This window comes from Dellaglioa sp. CoH-56-MRSF-14, assembly GCF_056782115.1.
This window is the reverse complement of the sequence record NZ_JBXAYB010000001.1, coordinates 258,659-283,411: the sequence shown is the minus strand read 5'-3', so window position 1 is coordinate 283,411 and position 24,753 is coordinate 258,659. Positions and strand designations below refer to the sequence as shown.

Here is a 24,753-nt window from a genome sequence, read left to right as displayed (position 1 = left end):
TATGGAAATGACAACAATGGATCATTTTTTATTAATTATTTTATCTGCAATTGTTGCATATTTACCGCGATTTATTCCATTACGAATTTTTTCATCTCGAGAAATCCCAGAATGGTTTAATGAATGGATGAAGTATGTACCCGTTGCGTTATTTTCAGCATTAGTTTTTAAAGACCTTTTTATTGATTCAAGTTTTCAATTTGTGGGCGTAGATAACGTCACAAAATTAATAGCGGCTGTGGTTGTATTCGCAATCGCATATCGTACGAGATCAATGGGATTATCTGTTGTACTTGGACTTTGCGCTATTATGCTGTTGTCACTTATATTATAAATTAAGTAAATAAGAATTTAGTTTCTCTCAGGGACTAAATTCTTATTTTGAATAACGGTTGAAGGATGTTCCATGATATAATAACAGCGATATAAATATAGGGATAAGAGGTGTGGTTAAAATGAAAAAATGGGTATGGGGATTAGTTGCAGTTGTTATAGTAGGTATGTTTGGTGGCTACGGTTTAACGAAACATGCAGAAGCAAATAAAAATTATAATACAGCCATGAAGAACGGTAAAACTGCGATTCAAGATGCAGAATATACTGAGGCAGAAAATTATTTTGATGTCGCTTTAAAAAAGAAATCAAATGATGCGACTGCACAAGCTTACAAGACACAGGTGACACATTACAAGGCAGTAATTAACAAAACTGAAGATCGTCAGTATAGTAAAGCAAAGGATGCAATTAGCATCGTGCTAGCGGATCATGATGGATCAGCAGTCATTAAAAAACGAGCAACAAATTTGAAAAAAGAATTAACAACGGTTCTTGAAAAACGTGCGCTATTCATAAAAACATATAATGAAGCAATGAATTTAAATACAGAATATAGCTACACAGCATCAAACGATAAATTAACTGAAATCTTAAAAGATAGTAGTATTGATAAAAATTATTACTCAGATTTAAAGAAAAAAGCAACAGACTTACAACAAAAAAATGATAAGAATTTGGCAACGATTGGCTACCCAACAAGTAGTTCTTCAAGCAGTTCTTCAAGTAGTTCGAAAAGTTCAACACCATCATCTAAAAGTAGTGGTTATGGGTCGGAGTATAGTATACCAGAAATAAAAAACAATTCGTCAGCTACGTTGACGTCAGAAGAACAAGCCGCTGCATCATCGTATTCAGGTTCGAATGAATATACAACAAGTTCATCTAACATAGTAGATGGTAACGGTAAAGCAATTACAGCATCACGTATTAAGGCAGCACGAGACTCAATTAAATTTGCTGGTGTTAACCCTAACTCATTTAGTGATTCAGATGTTGTAAAAATTATTAAACAGGCTGTTAAAGAAACAACAAGTGTTAAAGCTATTGCAGCGCGAGATTACAAATAAATTAGTATTTTAAGAGTGTGATTCTAAATTTTAGGATTATGCTTTTTTCTTAACCTCCACTGAAAACGTTTACTTTTAATTTGGTGCAAAGTTATTATATAGTAGAAATAAGGGGGAATATGACATGTACTTAGCTGTTAAAGAGATTAAATATAATAAACTTCGGTATGGTCTGATTATTTTCACCATCTTTTTAGTTTCATATCTCATTTTTTTTTAACGGGATTGGCTTTTGGGCTTGCGAACAATAATCGGTCTTCAATTGATAATTGGGATGCGGATAACATTGTTATCAGTCAGTATGCGAATAATAATTTGGCATCTTCCGAGATACAAAAAGACTCACTTCCTAAGATTTCAGGGTCAAAATCAGACTACGCTTATTTAGGTCAAATGATGGGCGTTGCTAGTCGGAAAAACGAACCAAAAGCTAATATTAGTGTTTTTGGAGTTCAATTTAATCAATTTTTGAAGCCTAAATTAGTTCAAGGCAGAATGCCGCAGAAAGTTAACGAAGTAGTTGTTGATAATGGATTAGATGCCACTAAATTAGGCCAAAAAATAAAAATTAATAATGCGAAACAAGAATATAAAGTAGTGGGGATAACGACGGGTAATAAATACACAACAGCACCAGTTGTCTATTTACAATTAGCTGACTATCAAACGTTACGTTATGGCCCGGACAATCCGACTGAAAAAATTAATGCAGTTGTTTTAAAAAATTCAGCTAAAATTAAAAAAGATCAACAATTAGCGACATTAACAATGGACAAGGTGATTAACAACATACCGGGATATGGTCCAGAAGTGAAGACCTTTACGTTAATGATTGGCGCCTTATTTGTCATTATTGCGTTTATCGTAGGTATCTTTATGTATATTTTAACCATTGAAAAAACAGCCGTTTATGGCGTGTTACGTGCACAAGGAGTTTCTAGTGGGACTTTGGTTAAAAGCTTAATTTGGGAGTCGTCATTACTAGGTTTACTAGGAATTGGATTGGGTATTATTGCAGATGTGGCAACAGCGCTATCGTTACCAGCTGCCGTCCCATTTTTAAATAATGTCTTCTTAGTCGTAGGATTTTCGGTTATCTTATTATTGATGATCATTCTAGGATCACTATTCTCCATTTTTAAAATATTACGTGTTGATCCACTTGATGCAATTGGAGGTGTCTAAATGAGTTTAATGCAATTATCTGATGTTTCTAAAACATTTGGAAAAGGTGATAATAAAAAGTTGGCTCTTGATAATATTGATTTAGTTGTTGAGAAAGGGACGTTTATTGGCTTGACAGGTCCATCAGGATCTGGAAAAACAACGTTGCTGACCATTATGGGTGGATTACAAGGATTAACCGATGGAACAATTTATTTTAAAGATCAAGAGATCGGACAATTAAGCGAAAAAGAGCGAACTAGGTTACGATTTAATGAATTTGGGTTTATTTTACAAGGGTCTAATTTAGTCCCATTTTTAACCGTTTTAGAACAATTTGAATTAGTCAATAAAATGAAAACTAAAAAAGAAAGTCGTAATCCCGAAATGATGTTACGTGACTTAGGTGTATGGGACCAAAGAAATCAATATCCTGCTAGTCTTTCAGGTGGTCAAAGACAACGCGTTGCAATCGCTAGAGCATTATTTGGGCAACCGGAGCTCATCTTTGCTGATGAGCCAACGGCAAGCTTAGATAGCAAAAGAGCGAAGCAAGTTGCAGCCCAGCTAGCCGATATTACTAAAAAGACGGGACAAACGATTATTATGGTTTCACATGATGAAGATGTCTTGGCATATACAGACCAAACATTTTTTATGCGAGATGGACAGCTCACAAAAGAATGATTTTTAATGATAACGAAAAGAGAACCGCAATTGCGGTTCTCTTTTCGTTTAAAGTTTTACTATTTTAGTGGAGTCCATTTCCAGTTATTAACTTCTGGAAGATCATCACCATTTTCACGGATGTATGATTCATGTTTAGCAACCATAGCTTCCATTTCTTTAACAAATTTATCGCCTGCAGCGCCTAAGTTGCCAGCTTGTAAGACAGCATCTTTAGCAAGGTTGTAACGATCCATTTGGTTCAAGACACGCATATCGAATGGTGTAGTGATATCACCATTTTCACGGTAACCATGGATTGAAACATTGTGGTTATGACGATCATAGAAGATGTCACGAACCATAGCTTCGAAACCATGGAATGCGAATACGACTGGTTTATCAGTTGTAAAGTAACCGTCAAATTCTTCATCAGAGAAACCACGAGGGTCAATCTTAGGATGACGTAATTTTAAGATATCTACAATATTGATGAAACGAATCTTCAATTCTGGGAATGCTGAGTTTAAAAGACTAACAGCAGCTAAAGCTTCTAAGTTAGGTTCTGAACCAGCAGCAGCAATAACAAGATCAGCATCATCGCCCTTAGCAGTACTTGCCCAATCGATAACTTTCAAACCATTGTCAACAAGTTCTTGAGCTTCATCAGCTGAGTAGAATTGAGGACGTGGTTGTTTACTTGAAACGATTAAGTTAATAAGTTCTTCACTTTGAAGAGTCTTATTCATAACAGCTAATAAACTGTTAGAATCAGCAGGTGTATATTCACGGATAAATTCAGGTTTCTTATCAGCTAAATGACCAAGCATACCTGGATCTTGATGAGTATAACCATTGTGATCTTGTTGGAATACAGTTGATGTTGCAATAACATTCAATGATGGGTATTGTTTACGCCATGTTTGTTCTTTGGCTTTACGTAACCACTTGAAATGTTGTGTCAACATTGAATCAACGACACGTAAGAATGATTCATAACTAGCGAAGAAACCATGACGTCCAGTTAAGACATAACCTTCCATCCAACCTTCAGCTTGATGTTCTGATAATTGTGAATCAAGAACACGGCCTACAGGACTTTGCCATTCGTCGTTACCTTCTTTGATTGGTTCTAACCATTGACGGTTAGTAGCTTCAAAGATAGCATTCAAACGGTTTGATTTTGTTTCATCTGGTCCGAAGATACGGAAGTTTTTAGGGTTTTCTTCAATAATATCACGAGCGAAGTCACCGAAAATAATCATATCTTGTGCTGTAACAGCACCTGGAGTTGATGTATCAACAGCATTTTTCTTCCAATCAGGCATAACTAATTTTTGAGGATTAATACCACCGTTAGTAATAGGGTTCATTGCCATACGTTGGTTGCCTTTAGGTGCCATTTCTTTTAGTTCAGGAATTAATTGACCGTCTTTTGTAAATAATTCTTCTGGACGGTATGATTTCATCCATTTAACAAGAGCATCAACATGTTCCATGTGACGTTGGTCTACAGGAATTGGAACTTGATGAGCACGGAATGAGCCTTCGATTGGTTCGTTGTTCCAGACTTCTGGACCAGTCCAGCCTTTTGGTGTACGAACAATCATAACAGGCCATTTAGGCATTGTTGCTTCTTCAGCTGGGTGTTTGCGAGCTTCAGTTTGGATTGCTTTAATTTTTTCGATAGCAAGATCCATTTTTTTAGCCATTTCAGGATGGATGATCTCAGGATCAGTTCCTTCAACGAAAATTGGATCCCAACCCATACCTTCAAAGTATTTTGTTAAATCTGCATCAGATTTACGTGATAAAATTGTAGGATTTGAGATTTTGAAACCATTCATATCAAGGATTGGTAATACAGCACCATCATTAACTGGGTTAATGAAGACATTTGAGAACCAACTTGCTGCTAATGGTCCAGTTTCTGATTCACCATCACCAATTACTGTAGCAGCAATTACGTCAGGGTTATCAAGAATAGCACCAGCGGCATGAGATAATGAATAACCTAATTCGCCACCTTCATGGATTGATCCTGGTGTTTCAGGAGCAGCATGAGAAGCGACACCACCTGGGAATGAAAATTGTTTGAACAATTTTTGCATACCAGTTAAGTCTTCAGTGATTGTTGGGTAGATTTCTGTATAACTACCATCAAGGTAAGCATTAGAAACCATAACTTGGCCACCATGACCAGGTCCTTCAATATAGAACATGTTTAAGTTATATTTATTAATTGCACGGTTTAAATGAGCGTAAATAAAGTTTTGGCCTGAGATTGTTCCCCAATGACCAATAGGGTTAACTTTGATGTCTTCAGGTACGACTTCAGTTTGTAATAATGGATTTTGTTTTAAATAAAGTTGTCCAACTGAAAGGTAGTTTGCTGCACGCCACCAAGCATCAACTTTATCTAAATATGATTTAGATGAAAAATCAGTTTCTGTCATAGTTACACACTCCTATATGTTTTATTTGCTAAAGTTATAGCGCTTTCTATATGTTCATAATAACAAACATTAAATAAAAGTCAATCATTTAATTCATTGGAACGTACCAATTATTTTAAAAAGTAAATAAAAAGCCGTTAAATAGCCTATTTAACGGCCATGAAAGTATTAAATTTAGAAAATTTATAATGAAATCTCATACTTGAATATTCAAATGGGGTACCATTATCTAAGAAGAAAATACCATCCATTATACTAACTGGTTCAGTTGGTTTTAAATTTAAAAGTTTTTGATCATTTTCGTCTGATGGTTCAGCGTAGATTGAAAGCGACGATTTAGTAACTGATTGATTCTGAATATCCTCCAAATAATTAAAAATTGATCCTTTAACAATTGTTTGAGATAAATTAGGAACAATCTTAATTGGAATATAGCCTGTTTCAATCATAAAAGGCGTTTTTTCAAATAAACGTAAGCGAACAATCTTGTAGACAAAATCATCTGTGTCTAAGAAAAGATTGCGTTGTAAATCTTCTGAGGGCGCAATAACTTCAAAACTTAGTACTTTAACTTTAGGGCTTTTACCATTCATTTCAAATCCGTCTGTAACACCTAAGTTAGAGCCTTCATAATTAAAAACGGTTTTATTTTTTAAATATAAGGGATTAATGAAGGTGCCGGAACCGCGTTTTTTAAAAATAATACCGTCGTTAGCCATTTGGCTAAGAGCTCGTTTTACTGAACTACGACTAATTTTATAAGTTTCACTCAAACTACGTTCATCAGGGAGTTTCATGTCGGGAAATTCATCTGCAGCGATTCTTTTTTTAAGTTTACTAATCAGTTGTTTGTAAATTAATTCAGCCATACAAGAGTACTCCTTTCGTAGAGTCAATCTTCATAGTTAACCATAAGTTTTAATAGACGACAAGTCGTCAACTTTCCGGAGAGATAATTATTTTAGAACAAAAAGGTAAGAATTACAGACATTTTAGTAAATATTTTGTACAATGAAGACTATAGTTAAAGGAGTGTGTCTATTGGAAATTTGGCAAAGTTTTATTGAAAATATTAAGTTACGTAGATTTGTTGTACTTTGTGTAATTATGGGTGTTATTTTTCTTGCGAAAGATGTCATTAGCATTGTTCTATTAACTTTTATATTTACATATTTAGTAGTCCGATTGATAAATGTTATTCAAAGACATTCATCAATTAATAGTCGAATAATTGTTATAGGAGTATATCTGGCAATTATCGCGCTGCTTTATTTGGCAGTTACTAAGTATTTTCCTATTTTAGTTTCGCAAACAGTTTCAATGGCACATTATGTGATTAATTTTTATCGTCATCCAGGTAAAGATACAAATCTTGTGATGGAATGGGTACTTAAATCTATTGGTAAATCTCAAATTGTGCCACAATTAAAAAGTAGTTTTACGCTTGTATTTCAATATATAACGAGCATTGGTTTTATGGCAGCAACATTTTTATTATCGCTTATTTTAAGCTTCTTTTATACGATTGAAAAAGATCAGATGACACATTTCTCAAAAAACTTTTTATCAAGTGATTTTGGTTGGTTTTTCCAGGATATTTACTTCTTTGGTGAAAAATTTGTTAAATCATTTGGTGTCGTTATTGAAGCACAATTCTTTATCGCAACTGTTAATACAGTTATTACTGTGATTGGGTTGTACTTCATGCATATGCCACAGCTCTTGCCTTTAGGAATATTAATTTTCTTATTAAGTTTAATTCCAGTCGCAGGGGTATTAATTTCATGTATTCCATTAAGTTTAGTTGGTTATTCGGTTGGTGGCGTACGTGATGTGGTTTACATCTTAATTATGTTAATGGTCGTTCATTTATTAGAATCATATGTATTAAATCCTAAATTTATGTCAAGTCGGACAGAACTACCTATATTCTTTACATTTGTAATCTTGTTAGTCAGTGAAGAATTATTTGGAACGTGGGGCTTGATTGTCGGAATTCCCATTTTCACATTCTTCTTGGATATCTTGGGTGTGAAGTCAATTCCTGGATCTAAAGGACGGATTGGTAAAATTAAAGGAATAAGGAAGGATAGTCAAACTGATGGTAAAGAAAAATAAATTTTTAGCTGATTTTAGAGTGAATAGAAAAAATACAAATTCAGTTAAATGGGATAGTTTAAAAGAGCAATATGGCGATGATAAATTATTGCCACTGTGGGTTGCAGATATGGATTTTAAAGCACCTAAAGCCGTAACTGATGCTTTAATAGCACGGGTACAACATGGTGTTTTTGGTTATTCAACAATTCCTGATTCATATTATGATGCCTTTTTTGATTGGCAACAATCTCGCTATGGGATTGAACTGCATAAGGAATGGATGAGATTTGGAACAGGGGTTGTAAATTCATTATATCAATTAGTCGATTTAATGACGGAACCAGGTGATAGCGTCTTAGTTCAAACACCAGTATATTACCCTTTTTATAGTGCAATTGAAGATAATAACAGACGTATCGTACGAACACCTTTGAAACATGAAAATAATCAATATGAAATGGATTTTGAAGCAATTGAACGAGATATGAAAGCTAATCACGTTAAATTACTTATTCATTGTTCACCGCATAATCCAGTTGGTCGCGTCTGGACTGAAGCTGAACTGACACAACTCTTTGAAATTTGTCGTGAAAATAAAGTGATGGTAATTTCGGATGAAATTCATCAAGATTTAATTGTGGGAAAAAAACCATTTGTATCAGCTTTATCAATAGACGAAGGTCGTTATCGAGATAATATGGTTGTCGTTAATGCTCCCTCAAAAACATTTAATTTAGCTGCTTTACAAAACTCGCATATCATTATTCCAAACGCGCAATTACGAGCTAAGTACGATAAAATGGTACAGCGTTTGAACAAACCTGAGGGTAGTTTAATGGGATGTGTTGCTGGAGAGGCGGCTTATCGTTCAGGAGCAGTTTGGTTAGATGAAATTCTGAGTATCGTAAGGACCAATTATTTAGAAGTCAGCCACCAATTAGTCAATAAATTTCCAGAAATTAAAATTAGTGAACTAGAAGGCACATACTTGATGTGGATTGACCTTTCAGCATATGTAAATCCCAGTCGGATGAAAGAATTTATTCAGAATGAGTGTGGCTTAGCTATTGATTATGGACAATGGTTTAGTGAAGAAACGCCAGGCTTTATTCGAATGAATTTGGCAACTGATTTAGGAACGGTTCAAACAGCTGTTGATCAGTTGTTAAAGGGACTCAAAAGTGCAAAGCTAAATCGCTTAAATTAGACTATTAATTTATTTCATTTCAGTGTAAAATAAACCAGTAAACTAAAAATAGAAAAAGAGGATTTTATCTTATGGCAAAATTAGTATTTATTCGTCACGGACAAAGTGAATGGAACTTATCTAACCTTTTCACAGGTTGGGTAGATGTTAACTTGAGCGAACAAGGCGTTGCTGAAGCACAAGCAGCTGGTAAAAAGATTAAAGAAGCTGGAATCGAATTTGATCAAGCTTATACATCTGTTTTAACACGTGCTATTAAAACATTACATTACGCACTTGAAGGTTCAGACCAATTATGGGTTCCTGAAATCAAATCATGGCGCTTAAATGAACGTCATTATGGTGCATTACAAGGCCAAAACAAAGCCGAAGCAGCAGAACAATTCGGTGAAGATCAAGTTCTTGTATGGCGTCGTTCATACGATACATTACCTCCACTTTTAAGCGCAACTGATGAAGGTTCAGCAGCTAACGATCGTCGTTATGCTGATTTAGATCCTAAAGCTATCCCAGGTGGCGAAAACTTAAAAGTTACTTTGGAACGTGTTATTCCTTTCTGGGAAGACGAAATCGCTCCTAAATTACTTGAAGGCAAAAATGTAATCGTTGCTGCACATGGTAACTCATTACGTGCCCTTACAAAATACATTGAAAACATCTCTGATGCAGACATCATGGGCGTTGAAATGGCAACTGGCGAACCAGTTGTTTACGATCTTGATGACAAATTAAACATCGTAAGCAAAATTAAACTTTAATATTAATAAAAAACCTGATGACAATTTTATGTCATCAGGTTTTTTTGTATTAGTCAATAATTGGCGAAAAAGTCGGTAGTTTTAGCAGTTAAAACCAGAAAGCGCTTGCCAAAGCAAATAATATGTATTATATTGATGTAATCGAATACACATTCTATTTGATAAATATATCAAAGAAATGAAGGAGAAACGTTATGGCAAAAGTTATTACTGTTTTGGGCTCAACTAATATTGATAAGGTTGTTTCTGTACCCCGTTTCGCAACTAGCGGCGAAACTTTACACACACCAAATCATCAAGTTGAAGCAATGGGTGGAAAAGGATTGAACCAAGGTGTTGCCGCTGCACGTTCTGGTGCAAAGACTAACATGATTACAAAAGTTGGTAAAGAATTTGATACCTCAAAGAATATGAATGTTGAAAACTTAAGCACTGAACATGTGATTGTTTCAGATACTGAAGAAACTGGACAAGCTTATATTACTGTTTCAGCCGAAACAGGCGATAATATTATCCATATTTATGGTGGCGCTAATGCTGATATGACACCAGCTGATGTACGCGCACATGAAGCTGCCATTGCTGAATCAGATTTTTTGATTGCGCAATTAGAAATTCCAACAGAATCAGTTATTGAAGGTTTCAAGATTGCACGCGAACATGGTGTTAAAACAATTTTGAACCCAGCTCCAATGCCTGAAAATGGTGGACTACCAGCTGAATTATTAGAATTAACTGATATTATTACACCAAATGAACATGAAACATTCTTATTGACTGGGATAGAAGTGACTGATGAACATTCAATGATACACAATGCTGCGTACTATTTTGAACGTGGAATTAATACCGTAATCATTACAATTGGCTCAGAAGGTTCTTTCTACATGCGTGATAATGGTGAAGAAGGAGTCGTTCCAGCATTTAAGGTTAAGGCTGTTGATACAACTGCTGCCGGCGATACTTTTATTGGTGCTACAGCAACACGTTTACATGCTAATTTAGATAATTTAGCTGAAGCTATGCGTTATGGATCAGCTGCTTCATCTGTAACGGTGTCACATGCTGGTGCACAACCAAGTATTCCAACTGAATCTGCTGTATTAGCTGTTTTGGATGCTAATAAATAAATTTAAATTGTTGAATGGGAGATAAATTATGCGTAAAACTAATCTTTTGAATACAAAATTATCAAATGCTATTTCTGAAATTGGACATACACAATGGTTAACAATTGGTGACTCAGGCCTACCAATTAAGGATGATGGACGTAAAATTGATCTTTCAATCGTACGTGGATTACCATTATTTATTGATGTTTTAGCTGCAACACTTTCTGAAATGAAAATTCAAAAAGCTTTTTTAGCTGAAGAAATTAAAACGGTTAATCCTGAACAATATGCTGCTATCAAGGCTTTATTAGATGATGATGTTGAAGTTGTTTTCATTTCACATGATGAATTGAAATCGATGAGTCGTGATGATAATAATATTGCTACAGTACGAACAGGTGAAATCACACCATTTTCAAATATCGTTTTGGAATCAAATGTTGATTTTGAAGGCGAAGCAATTAAATAGTTATTAATATAAGGATAGGATGATATAAAAATGAATATGTTAGGATTATTTTTCTCACTTTTAGCAATTATTGGTTGGAGTGCATATCCAACTTTAGTATCATATTTTGGCGGTAAACCAGTTCAAGGTATTTTTGGAGCAACATGGGGAACTTTGATTGTTGCAATCGTCCTTTCATTAGTCATGGGAATGCCCATGTTACAAGGTTCTAATTTTTGGTTAGCATTTTTCTCAGGGGCAGCTTGGGCCTTTGGAAATGTTTTAACTATTATGGCTTTTGGGATGAAAGATCAGGATGGAAATGCTTTAGGTTCTGCTAAAGCAATGCCAATCTCAACAGCTTTCCAAATTACAGCAAATGTAGTTTGGGGTGTTGTAATGCTTGGTAACTGGGGTCCAGTTTCATCAAAATTATATGGATTCATCGCTGTATTTGTTATCTTGGTTGGAGCTTATATGACAACTTATCAAGAAAAGAAATCAGCTGGAAATAAAGAACTACTTACAAAGGCAGTTGGTGTCTTATTGATTGCCCAAGTTGGTTATTCATTATATGGTATCCTTCCACAATATACTAAAAATACTGATGGTATGCATATGTTTTTAGCACAAGCTATCGGGATGGCAGCATTTGGATTAATTCTTGGAATTTATGAATTAACGAAAAATAAAAATAACATTTTTACACAAAGTGTTACGTACAAACAAATTTTTTCTGGTTTCTTCTTTGCAATGGCAGCATTGGGTTATTTAGTTTCAGCTCAACCTGCAATGCTTGGATTGGCAACTGGATTCGTCCTTTCACAAGTTTCAATTGTTGGAGCAACGATTTCAGGAATTGTCGTTATGCGCACTAAAAAAACGGGTAAAGAATGGTTAGTTATTATTATTGGTCTTATACTAATTGTAATTGCGGCTTCTGTAACAGTTTTCTTAAAAAACTAGATAAAATTAATTTTAAAACCTTGATAACAATACTATGTTATCAAGGCTTTTTGTTATTATTTGATTTAAAATGTCATAAAATGATAAAAAAATAAACATTAACTAGAACTCACTATGATATTTAAAACCTACTTTCCGATTCAAGTTATAAAAGTCAAAATAATTGTAATTATCAGTTTAGGTGCTAGGATTGGACTTATAAATAAGATAATAGGAGGAATCATCATGGGGGATTTAACAACAAATGAAGGTCAAACATGGGCGAATAATCAAAATTCACAAACAGCTGGGGCTCGTGGACCGGTTTTAGTTCAAGATTACCAATTACTAGAAAAATTGGCACATTTTAATCGAGAACGTATTCCAGAAAGAGTGGTCCATGCAAAAGGGGCAGGGGCTAAAGGCTATTTTGAATTAACTAGAGATATGAGTGATTATACTATGGCAGGTCTTTTCAATGGTTTGGGCAAGAAAACGCCAGTCATAACCCGTTTTTCACAAGTAGCTGGTGAGGCAGGTTATCCGGATACTTATCGAGATGTACGAGGATTTGCAGTAAGATTTTATACAGATGAAGGTAACTACGATATTGTGGGTAATAATACGCCCGTTTTCTTTATTAATGATGCTTTGAAATTCCCAGATTTTATACATTCCCAAAAGCGTGACCCAAAAACGCATGCTAGAAGTCAGGATATGCAGTGGGATTTCTGGTCGTTATCACCTGAAACAGTTCACCAAGTAACAATGCTTATGAGTGATCGTGGGATCCCTGCTAGTTACCGAATGATGCACGGTTATGGAAGTCATACTTTTAAATGGGTAAACAAGCAAGGTGAACAATTTTGGGTTAAATATCATTTCAAAACAAACCAAGGTGTTCATAATTTAAGTAATGAGGTTGCTGAAGAATTAAGAGGAAAAGATTCTGATTACTTACAAAATGATTTGTATAATGCGATTGAGGATCAAGATTACCCCAGTTGGACAGTAGCCGTACAAATTGTGCCTTACAAAGCAGGATTAGCCTATCCGCAAGATATCTTTGATGTTACGAAAGTTATTTCGCAAAAGGACTATCCATTAATTGAAATTGGCCAAATGGTTTTAGATGAAAATCCAAAAAATAATTTTGAAGATATTGAAGAATTAGCATTTTCACCAGCTAACTTCGTTCCAGGAATTGAAGCCTCACCAGATAAATTACTCCAAGGACGCTTATTTGGTTATAAAGATGCTGCAAGATATAGATTAGGTGCTAACTATGAACAATTGGCAACTAACCGTCCTAAAAATGAGGTTCATAATTATGAACGAGATGGTTTAATGGCGCAAAATCAGAACGGTGATGTTAACTATGAGCCCAACAGTTTAGGTGGACCTGAAGAAAATCGCCATGCAGAAGTTCATGGTGATACATTGGATGGAAAAGTAGGCAACTATTCAGTAAATGAGGATTATTATACTGCTGCCGGTAAATTATATCGATTGTTACCTACTGATGAAAAAGCACGTTTAATTGAAAATATTAAATTAAATCTGGGACAAGTTAAAGATATTGAGATAAAGATTCGTGAAACTAAACAGTTTTATCAAGCTGATAAGGAATACGGAACACGTGTCGCAGAAGCATTAGGGTTAGAACTAAGCTTAATTAAATAATTCTTTCGGTGTATTAAAATGTTTAACAAAAAAAAGGAATAAATCACTGTAATCAAACAGCGATTTATTCCTTTTTTTTGTGTTGTTTACATGCCGTGTTCTAAAAGATACTTGTAAGAAATATCTGATAAATCGGGTGAGATACGGACACGATGCAAGGTGAATAGTCCTTGGCTTTCATTAGCGAGTCCTGGTAATGTCGTTAGACCAAGTTTGTAGCCTGCATCTTTAGCAAGTTTAGCGGTCTGGTTATTGAAGCGACCAACTGGATAACAAATAATTGATGTCTCTTGATGAAATTTATTGTTTAGCCATTTTTTCGAATTCTTAAATTCAAAAGTTTGTTGTGCATCGGTCATCTGATTAAGTTCCTCATGATGGACAGTATGACTTTGAATACTTACTAAACCTGATTTTCGCATCTCGTTCATTTGTGGCATAGTTAGTTTGTTTATGTGGCCAAAGTGGCTTGTAATATAGTTGATGGTTGCTTTTTGATGATATTTTTTGAGAGCAGGATAAGCTTTTTCATAGTTATCCTTGTAACCATCATCAAAAGTAATCCAAACAATTTTATTAGCAGGTTTTTTATGTGTTTTAAAAACTTCGATAGCTTCAGCAGGTGATAACGTGTAGTAACCATTTTTTTTAAGCCACTGCATTTGATGGGCAAATTGTGCTTCAGGAATACGAAGTGAATTTCCAACAGAAATACTATGATACATTAAAATTGGAAATTCGGTCTGGCCCTTAAATGATTTCCAATGCGAACTGTCTATTTTAGTATTTGAAATGAGCTTATTTTTCTTAATAGTTTTCTTGGGTAAAGATGAACTTACCTTTTTAGAGCTATTTTTTTGGTGATTAGTATTGGAAACGGAGTGAGAATTTTGAATGAAAAAGAATAATGAACCAATAGAGACGATTAGGACTAAGAATAATAAGATAAACCAACCTTTTTTATGTTTTAACATGATGAACTCCTTTTATGAGAAACGATACTATCTAATTTACCACGCTAAGGTAGTAAGATTCAATTTTTACGCGGATAAAGTCAATAAATGTAAAAAAAGGTAAGGCTATGATAGTATAAAGTACATATTAAATATTTAATTGGGGGAAAATATGCGTAGAACATTTCATTTTTTAAATCAAAGTTATAAGGAATTTTTTCAACACTGGAAATTGTATTTTATTTTAGTAGTTGTTACTAATTATATTTTATCTGCAGTGGTACAACCAATCTTAACTTGGGTGGTAAGCCAGATACTTAGTAGTAACCAAGTCGAATATTTAACCTATACTAACATTATTTCGGTTATTGAGGATAAACCTATATTATTAATTGAGTTTATCCTTGTTATATTAGTTATATTAAGTATTGTTTATATTCAAATGTCTTTCATGATCAGGGGTATTCAAGCTATTCGTTATGATTTAAAAATTGAATTTAAGTCATTATTAAAACAATCAATTCATGACGTTTTAGAGTTACGTCCTTTAACAGCGTTGCTCGTTATTTTTTACTTCGTTTTAATTTTACCATTTGGACAAGTCTTATTTACATCTACTTTATTAAATAAGGTGACTATTCCAGATTTTATTCTTCAAGATATGTGGACAAGTCCAGCTATCTGGGGCCCAATACTTTTAGTCTATGGTGTAGCATTTTTCTTCTCTATCCGATTAATTAGTTTTATTCCAACTATGTTGTTTAGTTCAGAAAAAAGAATCGGTCATTTAATTAAACAAAGTTGGGAAGCTGGACGTGGCAAATTTTGGATAACCGTCACAAAAGGATTAGTAATTACGGCTTCTATAGCTTTTATATCAGGAATTGTTCAAATTAGTTTGTTCCTAATTCAGAACTATGTAGATAATCATTTTCAAAATCAAGCATTTATGATTGTGATGTTTAATCTGTTTATTTTGGAAATTTTAGGACAAATCGTATTAGCTTTAAGTGTGACTATGTTGTTAGGTATTGCGCTAGATGTTTTTGAAGAACAACAACCGCATTTGAAACCCGTTCAAGAAACATTCTATAAAGAGAAACGCTTTATTAAATTACAGAAAGTTAGTGTCGTTGTTCTCCTGATACTAGTTGCAGGGACAGCTTCTATTTATAATTATGTTTACTTAAAGGGGATGCTAAATGACTATCCAGTTCTTATTTCTCACCGTGGAGTTGATGATGGAAATGGTGTACAAAATACCATTCCTGCCTTAGAAAAAACAGCTAAAGAGAAACCTGATTACATCGAAATGGATATTCAAGAAACAAAAGACCATAAATTTGTTGTTATGCATGATCCAAATTTGGAAAATTTAGCGAATGTTAATCGGACAGTACATGATTTAACATTATCCGAGTTAACAGCATTAACTGTTCGTGAAAATGGTTATTCAGCTAAAATTCCAAGTTTCGATGAATATTTAAAGGCAGCAGAGAAGAATCATCAAAAATTATTAGTTGAAATCAAAGTATCTCCGCAAGATAGTCCCAATATGACTAAAAACTTTGTTAAAAAATATCAAAAAAGACTATTAGCTGATAAGGATCGAATTCATTCTTTAAGTTATGATGTTGTTTCACAAGTAAAAAAACAAGCACCAAAGCTTTATATCAGTTTTATTATTCCATATAATATATCATTTCCAGAAACACCAGCAAATGCGTACACTATGGAAGCTACAACTCTAGATGACTCATTTGTGAGCAAGGCACATGATAAGAACCAGGATGTCTATGCTTGGACTGTAAATGATGAAACGATTATGCAAAAGATGTTATTTATGAACGTTGATGGTATTATTACGGATGACTTTGGTACACTTAAACAAGTTGTTCAAGCTAATAATGATCATCCAAGTTATGCAAGTAAATTATCAATATTCTCAAATAGATTAACGGGAATTAGCATAACAATCGATAATTAAATTAGTTAGGTTAGGAAACATAAATTAGAAAAGATTACTATAGATTAGTAGTCTTTTTTAATTTTGTCTAGATGTTAACGTTTACACTATTTAGGTGGCATGCTATGCTTAAGTTGCTACTAAACTGAAATCAGAGGAGTGTCTAGTAAGTATGATTAAAATTATCGCATCAGATATGGACGGCACGTTATTAAATAATGAAAATAGTATTTCGAAGGGTAACGCAGCGGCTATTAAGAAGGCTCAAGAAATGGGAGTGACTTTTGTTGTTGCCACTGGACGAAGTTATGATGAGGTAAAACCCTTAATTGACGCAGCAGGTATTAGTGCACCGATGATTAATTATAATGGGGGCGCTACGGTAACTGAGGAAGGCAAACAAATTAATAGTTTTCCAATATCAAAAAAAGAGGCACAAAAACTCATTAAATTTTTGAAGAATGAACATGCCTTTTTCAAAGTTATGACGTCAAAAGGTGTTTATTCAGATGATCCTCTTAAATATGATGAAGCGGTTATCAAATTAAACTTAAATCCTATTCATTATATAGACGATTACAGTGAAATTATTGATGATTCTGAAATAGATTTGTTTAAATTTCTTATTCGAAAAACGGATGAATCAGATGACTTATCTGTTTTAAAAAATAAAATTGAAGAAAATGAAACACTCATTGTGACTTCTTCAGGGGATAATAATCTTGAAGTTAATCATGTTAATGCACAAAAAGGGATTGCGTTGAAAAAATTTGCTGATAGTATGGGTATTCCTATGTCAGAAGTGATGGCAATTGGCGATAATTTGAATGATATATCGATGTTAAAAGCTGCAGGTATCAGTTATGCAATGGAGAATGGTCATCAAATTAATAAAGATATTTCTAATCATCATGCAAAAAAGAATGATGAAGATGGTGTTGGATTAGCTATTTTAGAACAATTAGCTCAAAAATAAGACAAAAGGACTAAATCCCATTTACGGGATTTAGTCCTTTTGTCTTAATATTTAATCAGCAATTAAATCACCAGCAGTTGGGCCAGCATCTAATTTGTAAATACGTTCAACATCAATGATGACAGCATAGTACATTTTTGGTAAATGGCGTTCTTCACCAAATTTAACAGCATCGTCAAAAATTTTACCGGAATCAATTAAATGTGCTGTGCCTTCAAACCGGAAGCCTTTTAGATTAGGACGATCTATAACAGCAACAGCTGCACGGCCATTATTTTGAAGATTGTGTAATGCATGTTTAGCTGTTTCTTCATTATAAATCAAATGCGTATCATCAAAAACACGCATTGATCCTTTAGGACCAACTTGTGGGAACCCATTTTCATCTACGGTTGAAAGAAAATTAAGTTGTTCAGGAATCATTTTTTTCATATCTTCTGTTAATTTTGCCATTATAAAATCTCCTTTTTATTTACTTATTATAAGTAAAACTTATCATGATTAAGGTATATTGGCAAAATATTAGCTTTACAAAAAACTTGCAAATAGGGCTAAAAAAACTATACTTATATGAGTCTAATAGTGATTTCTAAAAGGACTTCGAAGAAAGACGCTAAAGTGATATGTATAGATTATTAATTTTAACAGTACTAATGAGTCGTAATATGTCAGGATATAAGTTACGATTGGTATTGGAAAAATGGTCGTCCATGATTCTAAATGGAATGAAACTTATTGCTTTAAAATATGTGGTATGAATTATATTGGTGTAGTGGAGCAAATTAAAGATATACAAAAGGAGAATAAAAAATGAAAAAAGCAACAAATCGTTGGGTAGCATTGTTCGCTATGAGTTTAGGTGTTTTTATGGGCCTTTTAGATGTTACTGTTGTAAATGTTGCTTTACCAAGTATGGCAGTTGATTTTAAAACAACATTTAGTGATTTACAATGGATATTAAATGCATATACGTTAATGTATGCAGTCAGTTTATTAATTGTTTCAAAATTAGGTGATATGTTTGGACGAAAAAAAGTCTTCATCGCTAGTACAATTTTGTTTACGATTGCATCTGTTGTAAATGGGCTTGCACCAAACTTATTAGTTCTTGATTTTGGTCGAGCAGTTCAAGCAATTGGTGGTTCAGGAATGATGAGTTTATCAATGGCGTTAGTTGCGTCTAACTTTGAAGGCCGAGAACGTGGGACAGCACTTGGTATTTTAGGATCAGTTATTGGATTCTCAACAGCAATCGGACCTTTAGTTGGTGGATTTTTAGTTGAGAACTTTGGTTGGCCTTCAATTTTCTTTGTTAATCTACCGGTCGGTATCATTGCGATTTATTTGGTTATTAGAAATGTTAAAGAAACACCTGCATATGGCGCTGGGGAATCGATTGATTTTATAGGAATGATTCTTTCAGCAGTTGGATTATTTGCTGGTATTTATGGCTTAATTCAAAAAGAACAACATATGCATTGGGCTTGGACTGATATGCATGTTATGGGATGGTTAATTGCATCAATTTTAATCTTAACTGCCTTTGTTTTTGTAGAGTTAAAAGTTAAATCGCCAATGATGAATTTAACATTATTAACAAATCGTCATTTTGTTGGTGTTGTAATTCTTGCATTTGCACTTGGTGCTGGTATCTTTGCGTTAGCCGCTTATCAAACAAGTTTAATGCAAAATTATATGGGATATTCAGCCTTTTCCACGGGATTACATCAACTACCTATGAGTTTATGGTCGCTTGTCTTAGGTCCTTTTACAGGAGTTCTAGGATACAAGTTTGGTAAAAAGTGGATGATTTCACTTGGATTTATCGTTGCCTCACTTGGTTTATTTACGTTTAGCCAGGTAACAACAACGGACTTTACCTACATGCAATTACTTCCGCTTCTTGTATTAACTGGATTGGGTAACGCTATTATTAATCCGATGATTAATACTGCTGCTATGGATAATATTAATCCAAAAGAAATTGGCATGGCATCTGGTTTATTGAATGTTTTTCGTCAAATTGGAATAACAGTAGGCGTTGTAATTCTTGGTTTAGCACAAACTAAAGCATATGAATCAAGTTTGAGCACTGGTTTTAGTGATAGTCATATTCCTAGTGTAGCTGCAACGGGTATTCAGCAAGCCTTAGTAAATGCAGGAGCATTTTCTGGACATATGGTTGCGTGGAGTCAAAAAATAATAGCGACTCCTTATGCTGATAAAGTTCAAAAGATTGTTTTAACAGCTTTTGATAAAGGCATGATTCAAGTTGTTTTAACATCATTGGTCATTATGATTATTGGAATTCTAGCAGCAGTCTTTTTATTAAGAGAAACAAAAAGTGTCGATCAAAAATTAGATAAATAAAAAAACTTTTTTTATGTCATTAGGTTTATAAGAAGTGAAAGCTGTCATTTAAAATTTTGAGTGGCTCTTTAATGATACCGATATATTTCTGAAGCGTAAGACTCCTAATAGTATCGCTGTTTATAACAAGGCGTATGATAAAATAATATTAATTTAAAAATAAATCATCCAATAAAAGGGAGATTAGTAATGACGAAAATAATTCCTAAGGTTTTAACAATTGCTGGTAGCGACGCAAGTGGTGGCGCTGGTATGGAAGCAGATTTGAAAACATTTGAAGAGTTTGGAACTTATGGTATGGTTGCGCTAACTTCAATTGTTACCATGAATCCAGATGCTGGATGGGCACATAACGTAACTGTTATGGATGCTGAATTAGTAAAAGCACAGTTGAAAACGACAGGTGCCGGCGGAGATATTGCTGCAATGAAAACAGGGATGCTTGGTAGTGTTGCAATTACAGAAGTAGCTCGTGAAAGCATTTTAGAAAAAGAGATTAAGAATGTTGTGATTGATCCTGTTATGGTTTGTAAAGGTGAAGATGAAGTATTAAATCCAGAAGCAGCTGATGCTATCCGTGATTTATTGATCCCAATTGCGACAGTCACAACGCCTAATTTGTTTGAAGCTGGTGTTTTATCTGGAATGGGAACTTTGAAATCACTTGACGACATGAAACAAGCAGCTATTAAGATTCATGAGTTAGGTGCAAAAAATGTCGTTGTTAAAGGCGGTAAAGCTCTTAAGGGTGAAAAGGCGCTTGATTTATTTTATGATGGAACTCAATTTGAGGTTTTAGAAACTGAAAAGATAACGCCTGCTTATAATCATGGAGCAGGATGTACATTTGCAGCGGCCATAACTGCGGGCCTTGCAAACGGATTGTCAGTTAAAGAAGCTGTCTATAAAGCAAAAGATTTTGTAACTGCTGGAATTAAATCAGGTTTTGCATTTAATGAATACGTAGGCCCTTTATATCACGCTGCTTACCGTTTAAATAAATAGGTACTAGAGACTCACTTTTATTTTGTATAAAAATGAGTCTTTTTTTGTTGACTTAGAGTGCACTTTAAAGAGTAATGTAAACATACTAATTAAATTGGAGGATAATGATATGTCAGTAGAAAATAAAGTTGTTGTTATTACAGGAGCATCAAGTGGTATTGGTGAAGCAACGGCCAGAATGTTAGCTGAAGGTGGGGCTAAAGTCGTTTTAGGTGCTCGTCGTGAAGCTAAGTTAGCAAAGATTGTTGAAGAAATTAAAAAGAATGGTGGTCAGGCAACATATGCCGTTACTGATGTCACTAAGGCAAGTGACGTTAAGAATTTAGTTACTTTAGCACAAGAAACTTTTGGTGGGATAGATGTTATATTCAATAATGCTGGAATCATGCCTAACTCGCCCTTATCGGCTTTAAAAACGGATGAATGGGATGATATGATTGATATCAATATCAAAGGTGTATTGAACGGAATTGCTGCAGTGTTGCCTATATTTATTGAACAAAAACATGGACATGTTATTACAACATCATCTGTTGCAGGCATTAAATCATTCCCAGATGCAGGTGTTTATGGCGCAACAAAATTTGCTGTCCGTAATTTAATGGAAGTTCTAAGGACAGAAAGTGCTATGGAAAAAACAAATATAAGAACATCAACCTTATATCCAGCAGCAATTAACACAGAATTATTAAATACTATTACGGATGAACAAACCCTTTCAGGGATGTCGTCATTTTATGAACAAGTTGGAATTGATCCGGTCGCAATTGCACGCGTGGTTAAGTTTGCCATTGATCAACCAGAAGAAGTTAATGTTAATGAATTTACGATTTATCCAACTGCTCAAGCTTAAATTTAAATAATAAAAAAATCTCGAGAATTTATTTTCTCGAGATTTTTTCATTTAGATGATAATACCTTCACAATGATCGACTTCGTGTTGAATGATTTGTGCCATCCAACCTGAAAACTTTTGGGTTTGTGGTTGAAATGATTTGTCTAAATAATCAACTGTAATGGAATCATATCGTTGTGCTGGACGTTCGCCAGTCAACGAAAGGCAACCTTCATTGACGTTGTAACGTCCAGATTTTTTTGTAATCTTAGGATTAATAAAGGGAACATTTAGATTACCAAATTGGCAAACGATAATTCGTTTATTCACACCAATCATATTGGCAGCCATTCCAACACAAACCTCTTTATTTGCTTCTAATGTATCTAATAAATCGGTTACGATTGAGCCATCATTTTTAGTTGCAATCTCAGCTTTTTGTGCGAGAAATATTTCATCGTGCATAATTGATTTTATCATTTTTCTCCTTTGATTTAAGTAGCATAATTAATAAAGAAATGTTGATGGATATCTAGTTAATGATTTTATCATGATTTAGAATATAATGTTATCCTCAAGTAGAAAATTATTATTTTAGGATTAATTAACGTCAATTTAATAGGTAAAAGATATTAAAAAAGTGAGTCATACTCTATTCTCAATATAGGGTATGATTCACTTTTTTAATTATTATTTATGTGACTCTTCTGTAAAAATAGCTTTAACAATATCATTAGCTGTGCGTAAACTAACATCATTTACAAAAGGTCTTGGACTTGCAGCTGTTAGCCAATGAACACCATCAGTCGGAACACCCCAGAAGTATAAACCAGGTTGCGGTGTCTTATGCTCATCTAGTAATAAATTGCTGACAGGGTCAACGTTGACTGCGCCATCTATAACAGAATCACCTTTAGTTGGATTTAAAATTAAAGGATTGGCGATTTTTGTATCGAGTAACTGTTTTATTAAAGGACTTGTTGCTGTTGTCGCATGAACAGCAGGAACGCGTGCTTCAATTAGAGTTGTTGCTAAGTAGCGTTGATCTGGTTGGTTTGCACTATATGTTTCAAATTGATGATCTTTAGTATCGACGACCATTCCAGGTTCTAATAGTGTAACAACATCAGCTTCAACGAGTGCCCGTAATTGTTCAACTCTAATGGTAGGAGGCCCGATTGTTAAAAAGTTATTTAATGAATTAAACCAGCCTAAGAAGTTAGTTAAATAGTCATCATCTGTTAAGAGACGGTTATCAATTAATTGTCTAACCGGAAGACGTAAGTCACGTAAAACCTCAAGAGCACTGGTCAATGGTCCGGTCTTAGTACCTAATTTTGCATCTACTGCATCTTTTTGTAAATGGTCTAACATAACGGCTTTGAAATCTTCATTAGGTTTTTTAGTCATTGGATTTCCTAGATGATCCCAATTAAAGCGATCTTCTTCAAGAATAATTGATCGCTCAACGGTTACTTTAGGATCTTTTAAGAAAGCTAATTGGAATTTTGTTAAATCGATTTTTGGATAATTCTGTGCGACAAGTAATGAATAATATTGATATTCAACGTCATGACTTAATAAGGTCCAAAATTCATTGAAAGAAACGGTACCATTTTCCATGAAAACTGCCATTTTAGCCGCCGTTAAAAAATGAGCTTGAGTTTCTTCGCCGGGTGATTTTTGATTATCCCCTTTGGCATGATAAGGCCATCCACGACGCGAACCTGCCACAATGTGAGGTTCGTTACCGTTTGCTTGATATTGTAGTTGCCCGTTCTCTAATCGCTTAAATAGACCACCACGGCCTACAGTCAAACGGGTCACTAAATCAAAGAAGCTAAGACCTAAGCCACGTAAAATAACAGTATCTTCGTGCGTGATATGATCTAGTTTTGTTTCATTTGGAAAGCCTGGTAAAACATAAGTTAACTTGTTTTCTGTAGCGAATGTATCAAATCTTTTTTGTCCGACAGATAATTCATTTTCAAGATTACCTAAAGACATTACGACATAGTCAACGATGCTAACTGAAGGTAAGGCGGTTGTGATTTCAAATTGATCAGCTTTTTTTGAAATTTGTGTAACCGTACTTTTATTCAAATTAATTGTGATATTGTTAGAGGCACGTTTAAGTAATTCAGCGTAGTACCATTGGATATAAACACCAAAAAGTGCTCTTGTTGCATAATCGTTTGGATGTAAATCTTTAATTTCAGTTAAAAAATCCGCTGAATAATTATTTATTTCGATAAAATCATGAGCATCAGATTGAGCCCATTCGAAAATGTTTGGTCCTGGGATAACTGGACCAATAGATTGGACGCTTGTTCCATAGAATAAACTAATTTGTTGAGCTGCGGTATTCATGATTAATTCGTGTGGTTGAGTTGGTGACCATACGCGCCCACCAACACCATATGGATCATATAAATCAATAGTAAGTGGTGAATTTGAAGGATCTGCTTGTTGCCAAGCAATGAGTCGTTCAAGTGTAATCAGACCTCGTGGTCCGGCACCAATAATGGCTAAATGCATAAAAGTAATCTCCCTTGTCTTATAAAAACTAATTTCATTATAAACTTTAAAACAGAAAAAATCGCTTGATAACGTCTTTAATAGTAAAAATTAATCGTATATTCTTGTTAACTTCTGATAATTTAGTATACTTAATTTGAAAGAATATTTTAAGTACAATCTGAAAGA

At 34.2% G+C, this 24,753-nt stretch carries 22 protein-coding genes; 16 read left to right on the top strand and 6 right to left on the bottom strand.

The window, feature by feature from the left end; translation table 11 throughout:
- Position 1 precedes the first annotated feature (1 nt).
- The 4 genes from AC1RPX_RS01280 (at position 2) to AC1RPX_RS01265 (ending at position 3,254) form a co-directional block, all read left to right on the top strand.
- Entirely contained in the window at positions 2-334 is a 333-nt protein-coding gene (locus AC1RPX_RS01280; protein ID WP_409021810.1) for an AzlD domain-containing protein, read from the top strand.
- A 121-nt stretch (positions 335-455) separates the two neighbouring features.
- Complete coding sequence (locus AC1RPX_RS01275) at positions 456-1,403, top strand: hypothetical protein (RefSeq protein WP_481761057.1); 948 nt, start codon at positions 456-458, stop codon at positions 1,401-1,403.
- Positions 1,404-1,628: 225 nt separating this feature from the next.
- The gene (locus AC1RPX_RS01270; RefSeq protein ID WP_481761056.1) at positions 1,629-2,588 is read left to right on the top strand and encodes an ABC transporter permease; all 960 of its coding nucleotides are present in this window, start codon (positions 1,629-1,631) and stop codon (positions 2,586-2,588) included.
- Positions 2,589-3,254, top strand: a complete 666-nt coding sequence (locus AC1RPX_RS01265) for an ABC transporter ATP-binding protein (RefSeq protein WP_481761055.1) — start codon at positions 2,589-2,591, stop codon at positions 3,252-3,254.
- A 59-nt stretch (positions 3,255-3,313) separates the two neighbouring features.
- On the opposite strand, the gene AC1RPX_RS01260 is transcribed toward AC1RPX_RS01265, so the two are convergent.
- Together AC1RPX_RS01260 and AC1RPX_RS01255 are read right to left on the bottom strand one after the other, a co-directional pair.
- Complete coding sequence (locus AC1RPX_RS01260) at positions 3,314-5,689, bottom strand: phosphoketolase family protein (protein WP_481761054.1); 2,376 nt, start codon at positions 5,687-5,689, stop codon at positions 3,314-3,316.
- A 146-nt stretch (positions 5,690-5,835) separates the two neighbouring features.
- Positions 5,836-6,558: a GntR family transcriptional regulator gene (locus tag AC1RPX_RS01255; protein ID WP_481761053.1), complete on the bottom strand. Its 723-nt coding sequence runs from the start codon at positions 6,556-6,558 to the stop codon at positions 5,836-5,838.
- A 172-nt stretch (positions 6,559-6,730) separates the two neighbouring features.
- Between AC1RPX_RS01255 and AC1RPX_RS01250 the strand changes: the two genes are divergently transcribed.
- The 7 genes from AC1RPX_RS01250 to AC1RPX_RS01220 all read left to right on the top strand — a co-directional run bounded on the left by AC1RPX_RS01250 (position 6,731) and on the right by AC1RPX_RS01220 (position 13,942).
- Positions 6,731-7,807: an AI-2E family transporter gene (locus AC1RPX_RS01250; protein ID WP_481761052.1), complete on the top strand. Its 1,077-nt coding sequence runs from the start codon at positions 6,731-6,733 to the stop codon at positions 7,805-7,807.
- Positions 7,791-8,996 (top strand): MalY/PatB family protein, encoded by a 1,206-nt coding sequence (locus AC1RPX_RS01245; protein ID WP_481761051.1) that lies wholly within the window; start codon positions 7,791-7,793, stop codon positions 8,994-8,996. The genes AC1RPX_RS01250 and AC1RPX_RS01245 overlap by 17 nt, the downstream gene beginning before the upstream one ends.
- 71 nt (positions 8,997-9,067) lie before the next feature.
- Complete coding sequence (locus AC1RPX_RS01240) at positions 9,068-9,754, top strand: 2,3-diphosphoglycerate-dependent phosphoglycerate mutase (RefSeq protein WP_409021802.1); 687 nt, start codon at positions 9,068-9,070, stop codon at positions 9,752-9,754.
- Between the two features lie 194 nt (positions 9,755-9,948).
- Positions 9,949-10,884: a ribokinase gene (gene rbsK, locus AC1RPX_RS01235; RefSeq protein ID WP_481761050.1), complete on the top strand. Its 936-nt coding sequence runs from the start codon at positions 9,949-9,951 to the stop codon at positions 10,882-10,884.
- Positions 10,885-10,912: 28 nt separating this feature from the next.
- A complete protein-coding gene (gene rbsD, locus AC1RPX_RS01230; RefSeq protein WP_409021800.1) occupies positions 10,913-11,335 on the top strand; it encodes a D-ribose pyranase in 423 nt (140 codons plus the stop codon).
- Between the two features lie 30 nt (positions 11,336-11,365).
- The gene (locus AC1RPX_RS01225; protein WP_481761049.1) at positions 11,366-12,280 is read left to right on the top strand and encodes a GRP family sugar transporter; all 915 of its coding nucleotides are present in this window, start codon (positions 11,366-11,368) and stop codon (positions 12,278-12,280) included.
- Positions 12,281-12,502: 222 nt separating this feature from the next.
- Positions 12,503-13,942 carry a catalase gene (locus AC1RPX_RS01220; protein WP_481761145.1) on the top strand — a complete coding sequence of 480 codons (1,440 nt, stop codon included), beginning with the start codon at positions 12,503-12,505 and terminating at the stop codon, positions 13,940-13,942.
- Positions 13,943-14,028: 86 nt separating this feature from the next.
- Here AC1RPX_RS01220 and AC1RPX_RS01215 read toward each other — a convergent pair whose 3' ends face one another.
- Positions 14,029-14,916: a polysaccharide deacetylase family protein gene (locus AC1RPX_RS01215; RefSeq protein ID WP_481761048.1), complete on the bottom strand. Its 888-nt coding sequence runs from the start codon at positions 14,914-14,916 to the stop codon at positions 14,029-14,031.
- A gap of 151 nt (positions 14,917-15,067) precedes the next feature.
- On the opposite strand from AC1RPX_RS01215, the gene AC1RPX_RS01210 reads away from it, so the two are divergent.
- Positions 15,068-16,882: a glycerophosphoryl diester phosphodiesterase membrane domain-containing protein gene (locus AC1RPX_RS01210; protein ID WP_481761047.1), complete on the top strand. Its 1,815-nt coding sequence runs from the start codon at positions 15,068-15,070 to the stop codon at positions 16,880-16,882.
- A 151-nt stretch (positions 16,883-17,033) separates the two neighbouring features.
- Complete coding sequence (locus AC1RPX_RS01205) at positions 17,034-17,837, top strand: Cof-type HAD-IIB family hydrolase (RefSeq protein WP_481761046.1); 804 nt, start codon at positions 17,034-17,036, stop codon at positions 17,835-17,837.
- A 51-nt stretch (positions 17,838-17,888) separates the two neighbouring features.
- Here AC1RPX_RS01205 and AC1RPX_RS01200 read toward each other — a convergent pair whose 3' ends face one another.
- Positions 17,889-18,290, bottom strand: a complete 402-nt coding sequence (locus AC1RPX_RS01200) for a pyridoxamine 5'-phosphate oxidase family protein (protein WP_481761045.1) — start codon at positions 18,288-18,290, stop codon at positions 17,889-17,891.
- Between the two features lie 357 nt (positions 18,291-18,647).
- On the opposite strand from AC1RPX_RS01200, the gene AC1RPX_RS01195 reads away from it, so the two are divergent.
- From AC1RPX_RS01195 to AC1RPX_RS01185, 3 genes are all read left to right on the top strand, one after another.
- Positions 18,648-20,207, top strand: coding sequence for an MFS transporter (locus AC1RPX_RS01195; protein ID WP_481761044.1), 1,560 nt, complete (start codon positions 18,648-18,650; stop codon positions 20,205-20,207).
- Between the two features lie 189 nt (positions 20,208-20,396).
- Positions 20,397-21,212 (top strand): bifunctional hydroxymethylpyrimidine kinase/phosphomethylpyrimidine kinase, encoded by an 816-nt coding sequence (thiD, locus tag AC1RPX_RS01190; RefSeq protein WP_481761043.1) that lies wholly within the window; start codon positions 20,397-20,399, stop codon positions 21,210-21,212.
- 109 nt (positions 21,213-21,321) lie between these two features.
- On the top strand, positions 21,322-22,065 hold the full coding sequence (locus AC1RPX_RS01185; RefSeq protein WP_481761042.1) for an SDR family oxidoreductase: 744 nt from the start codon (positions 21,322-21,324) through the stop codon (positions 22,063-22,065).
- 51 nt (positions 22,066-22,116) lie between these two features.
- Here the strand turns inward: AC1RPX_RS01185 and AC1RPX_RS01180 are convergent, their stop codons facing one another.
- On the bottom strand, positions 22,117-22,527 hold the full coding sequence (locus tag AC1RPX_RS01180) for a peptide deformylase (protein ID WP_481761041.1): 411 nt from the start codon (positions 22,525-22,527) through the stop codon (positions 22,117-22,119).
- Between the two features lie 210 nt (positions 22,528-22,737).
- Positions 22,738-24,585, bottom strand: a complete 1,848-nt coding sequence (locus AC1RPX_RS01175; RefSeq protein WP_481761040.1) for an FAD/NAD(P)-binding protein — start codon at positions 24,583-24,585, stop codon at positions 22,738-22,740.
- Between the last annotated feature and the right edge of the window lie 168 nt (positions 24,586-24,753).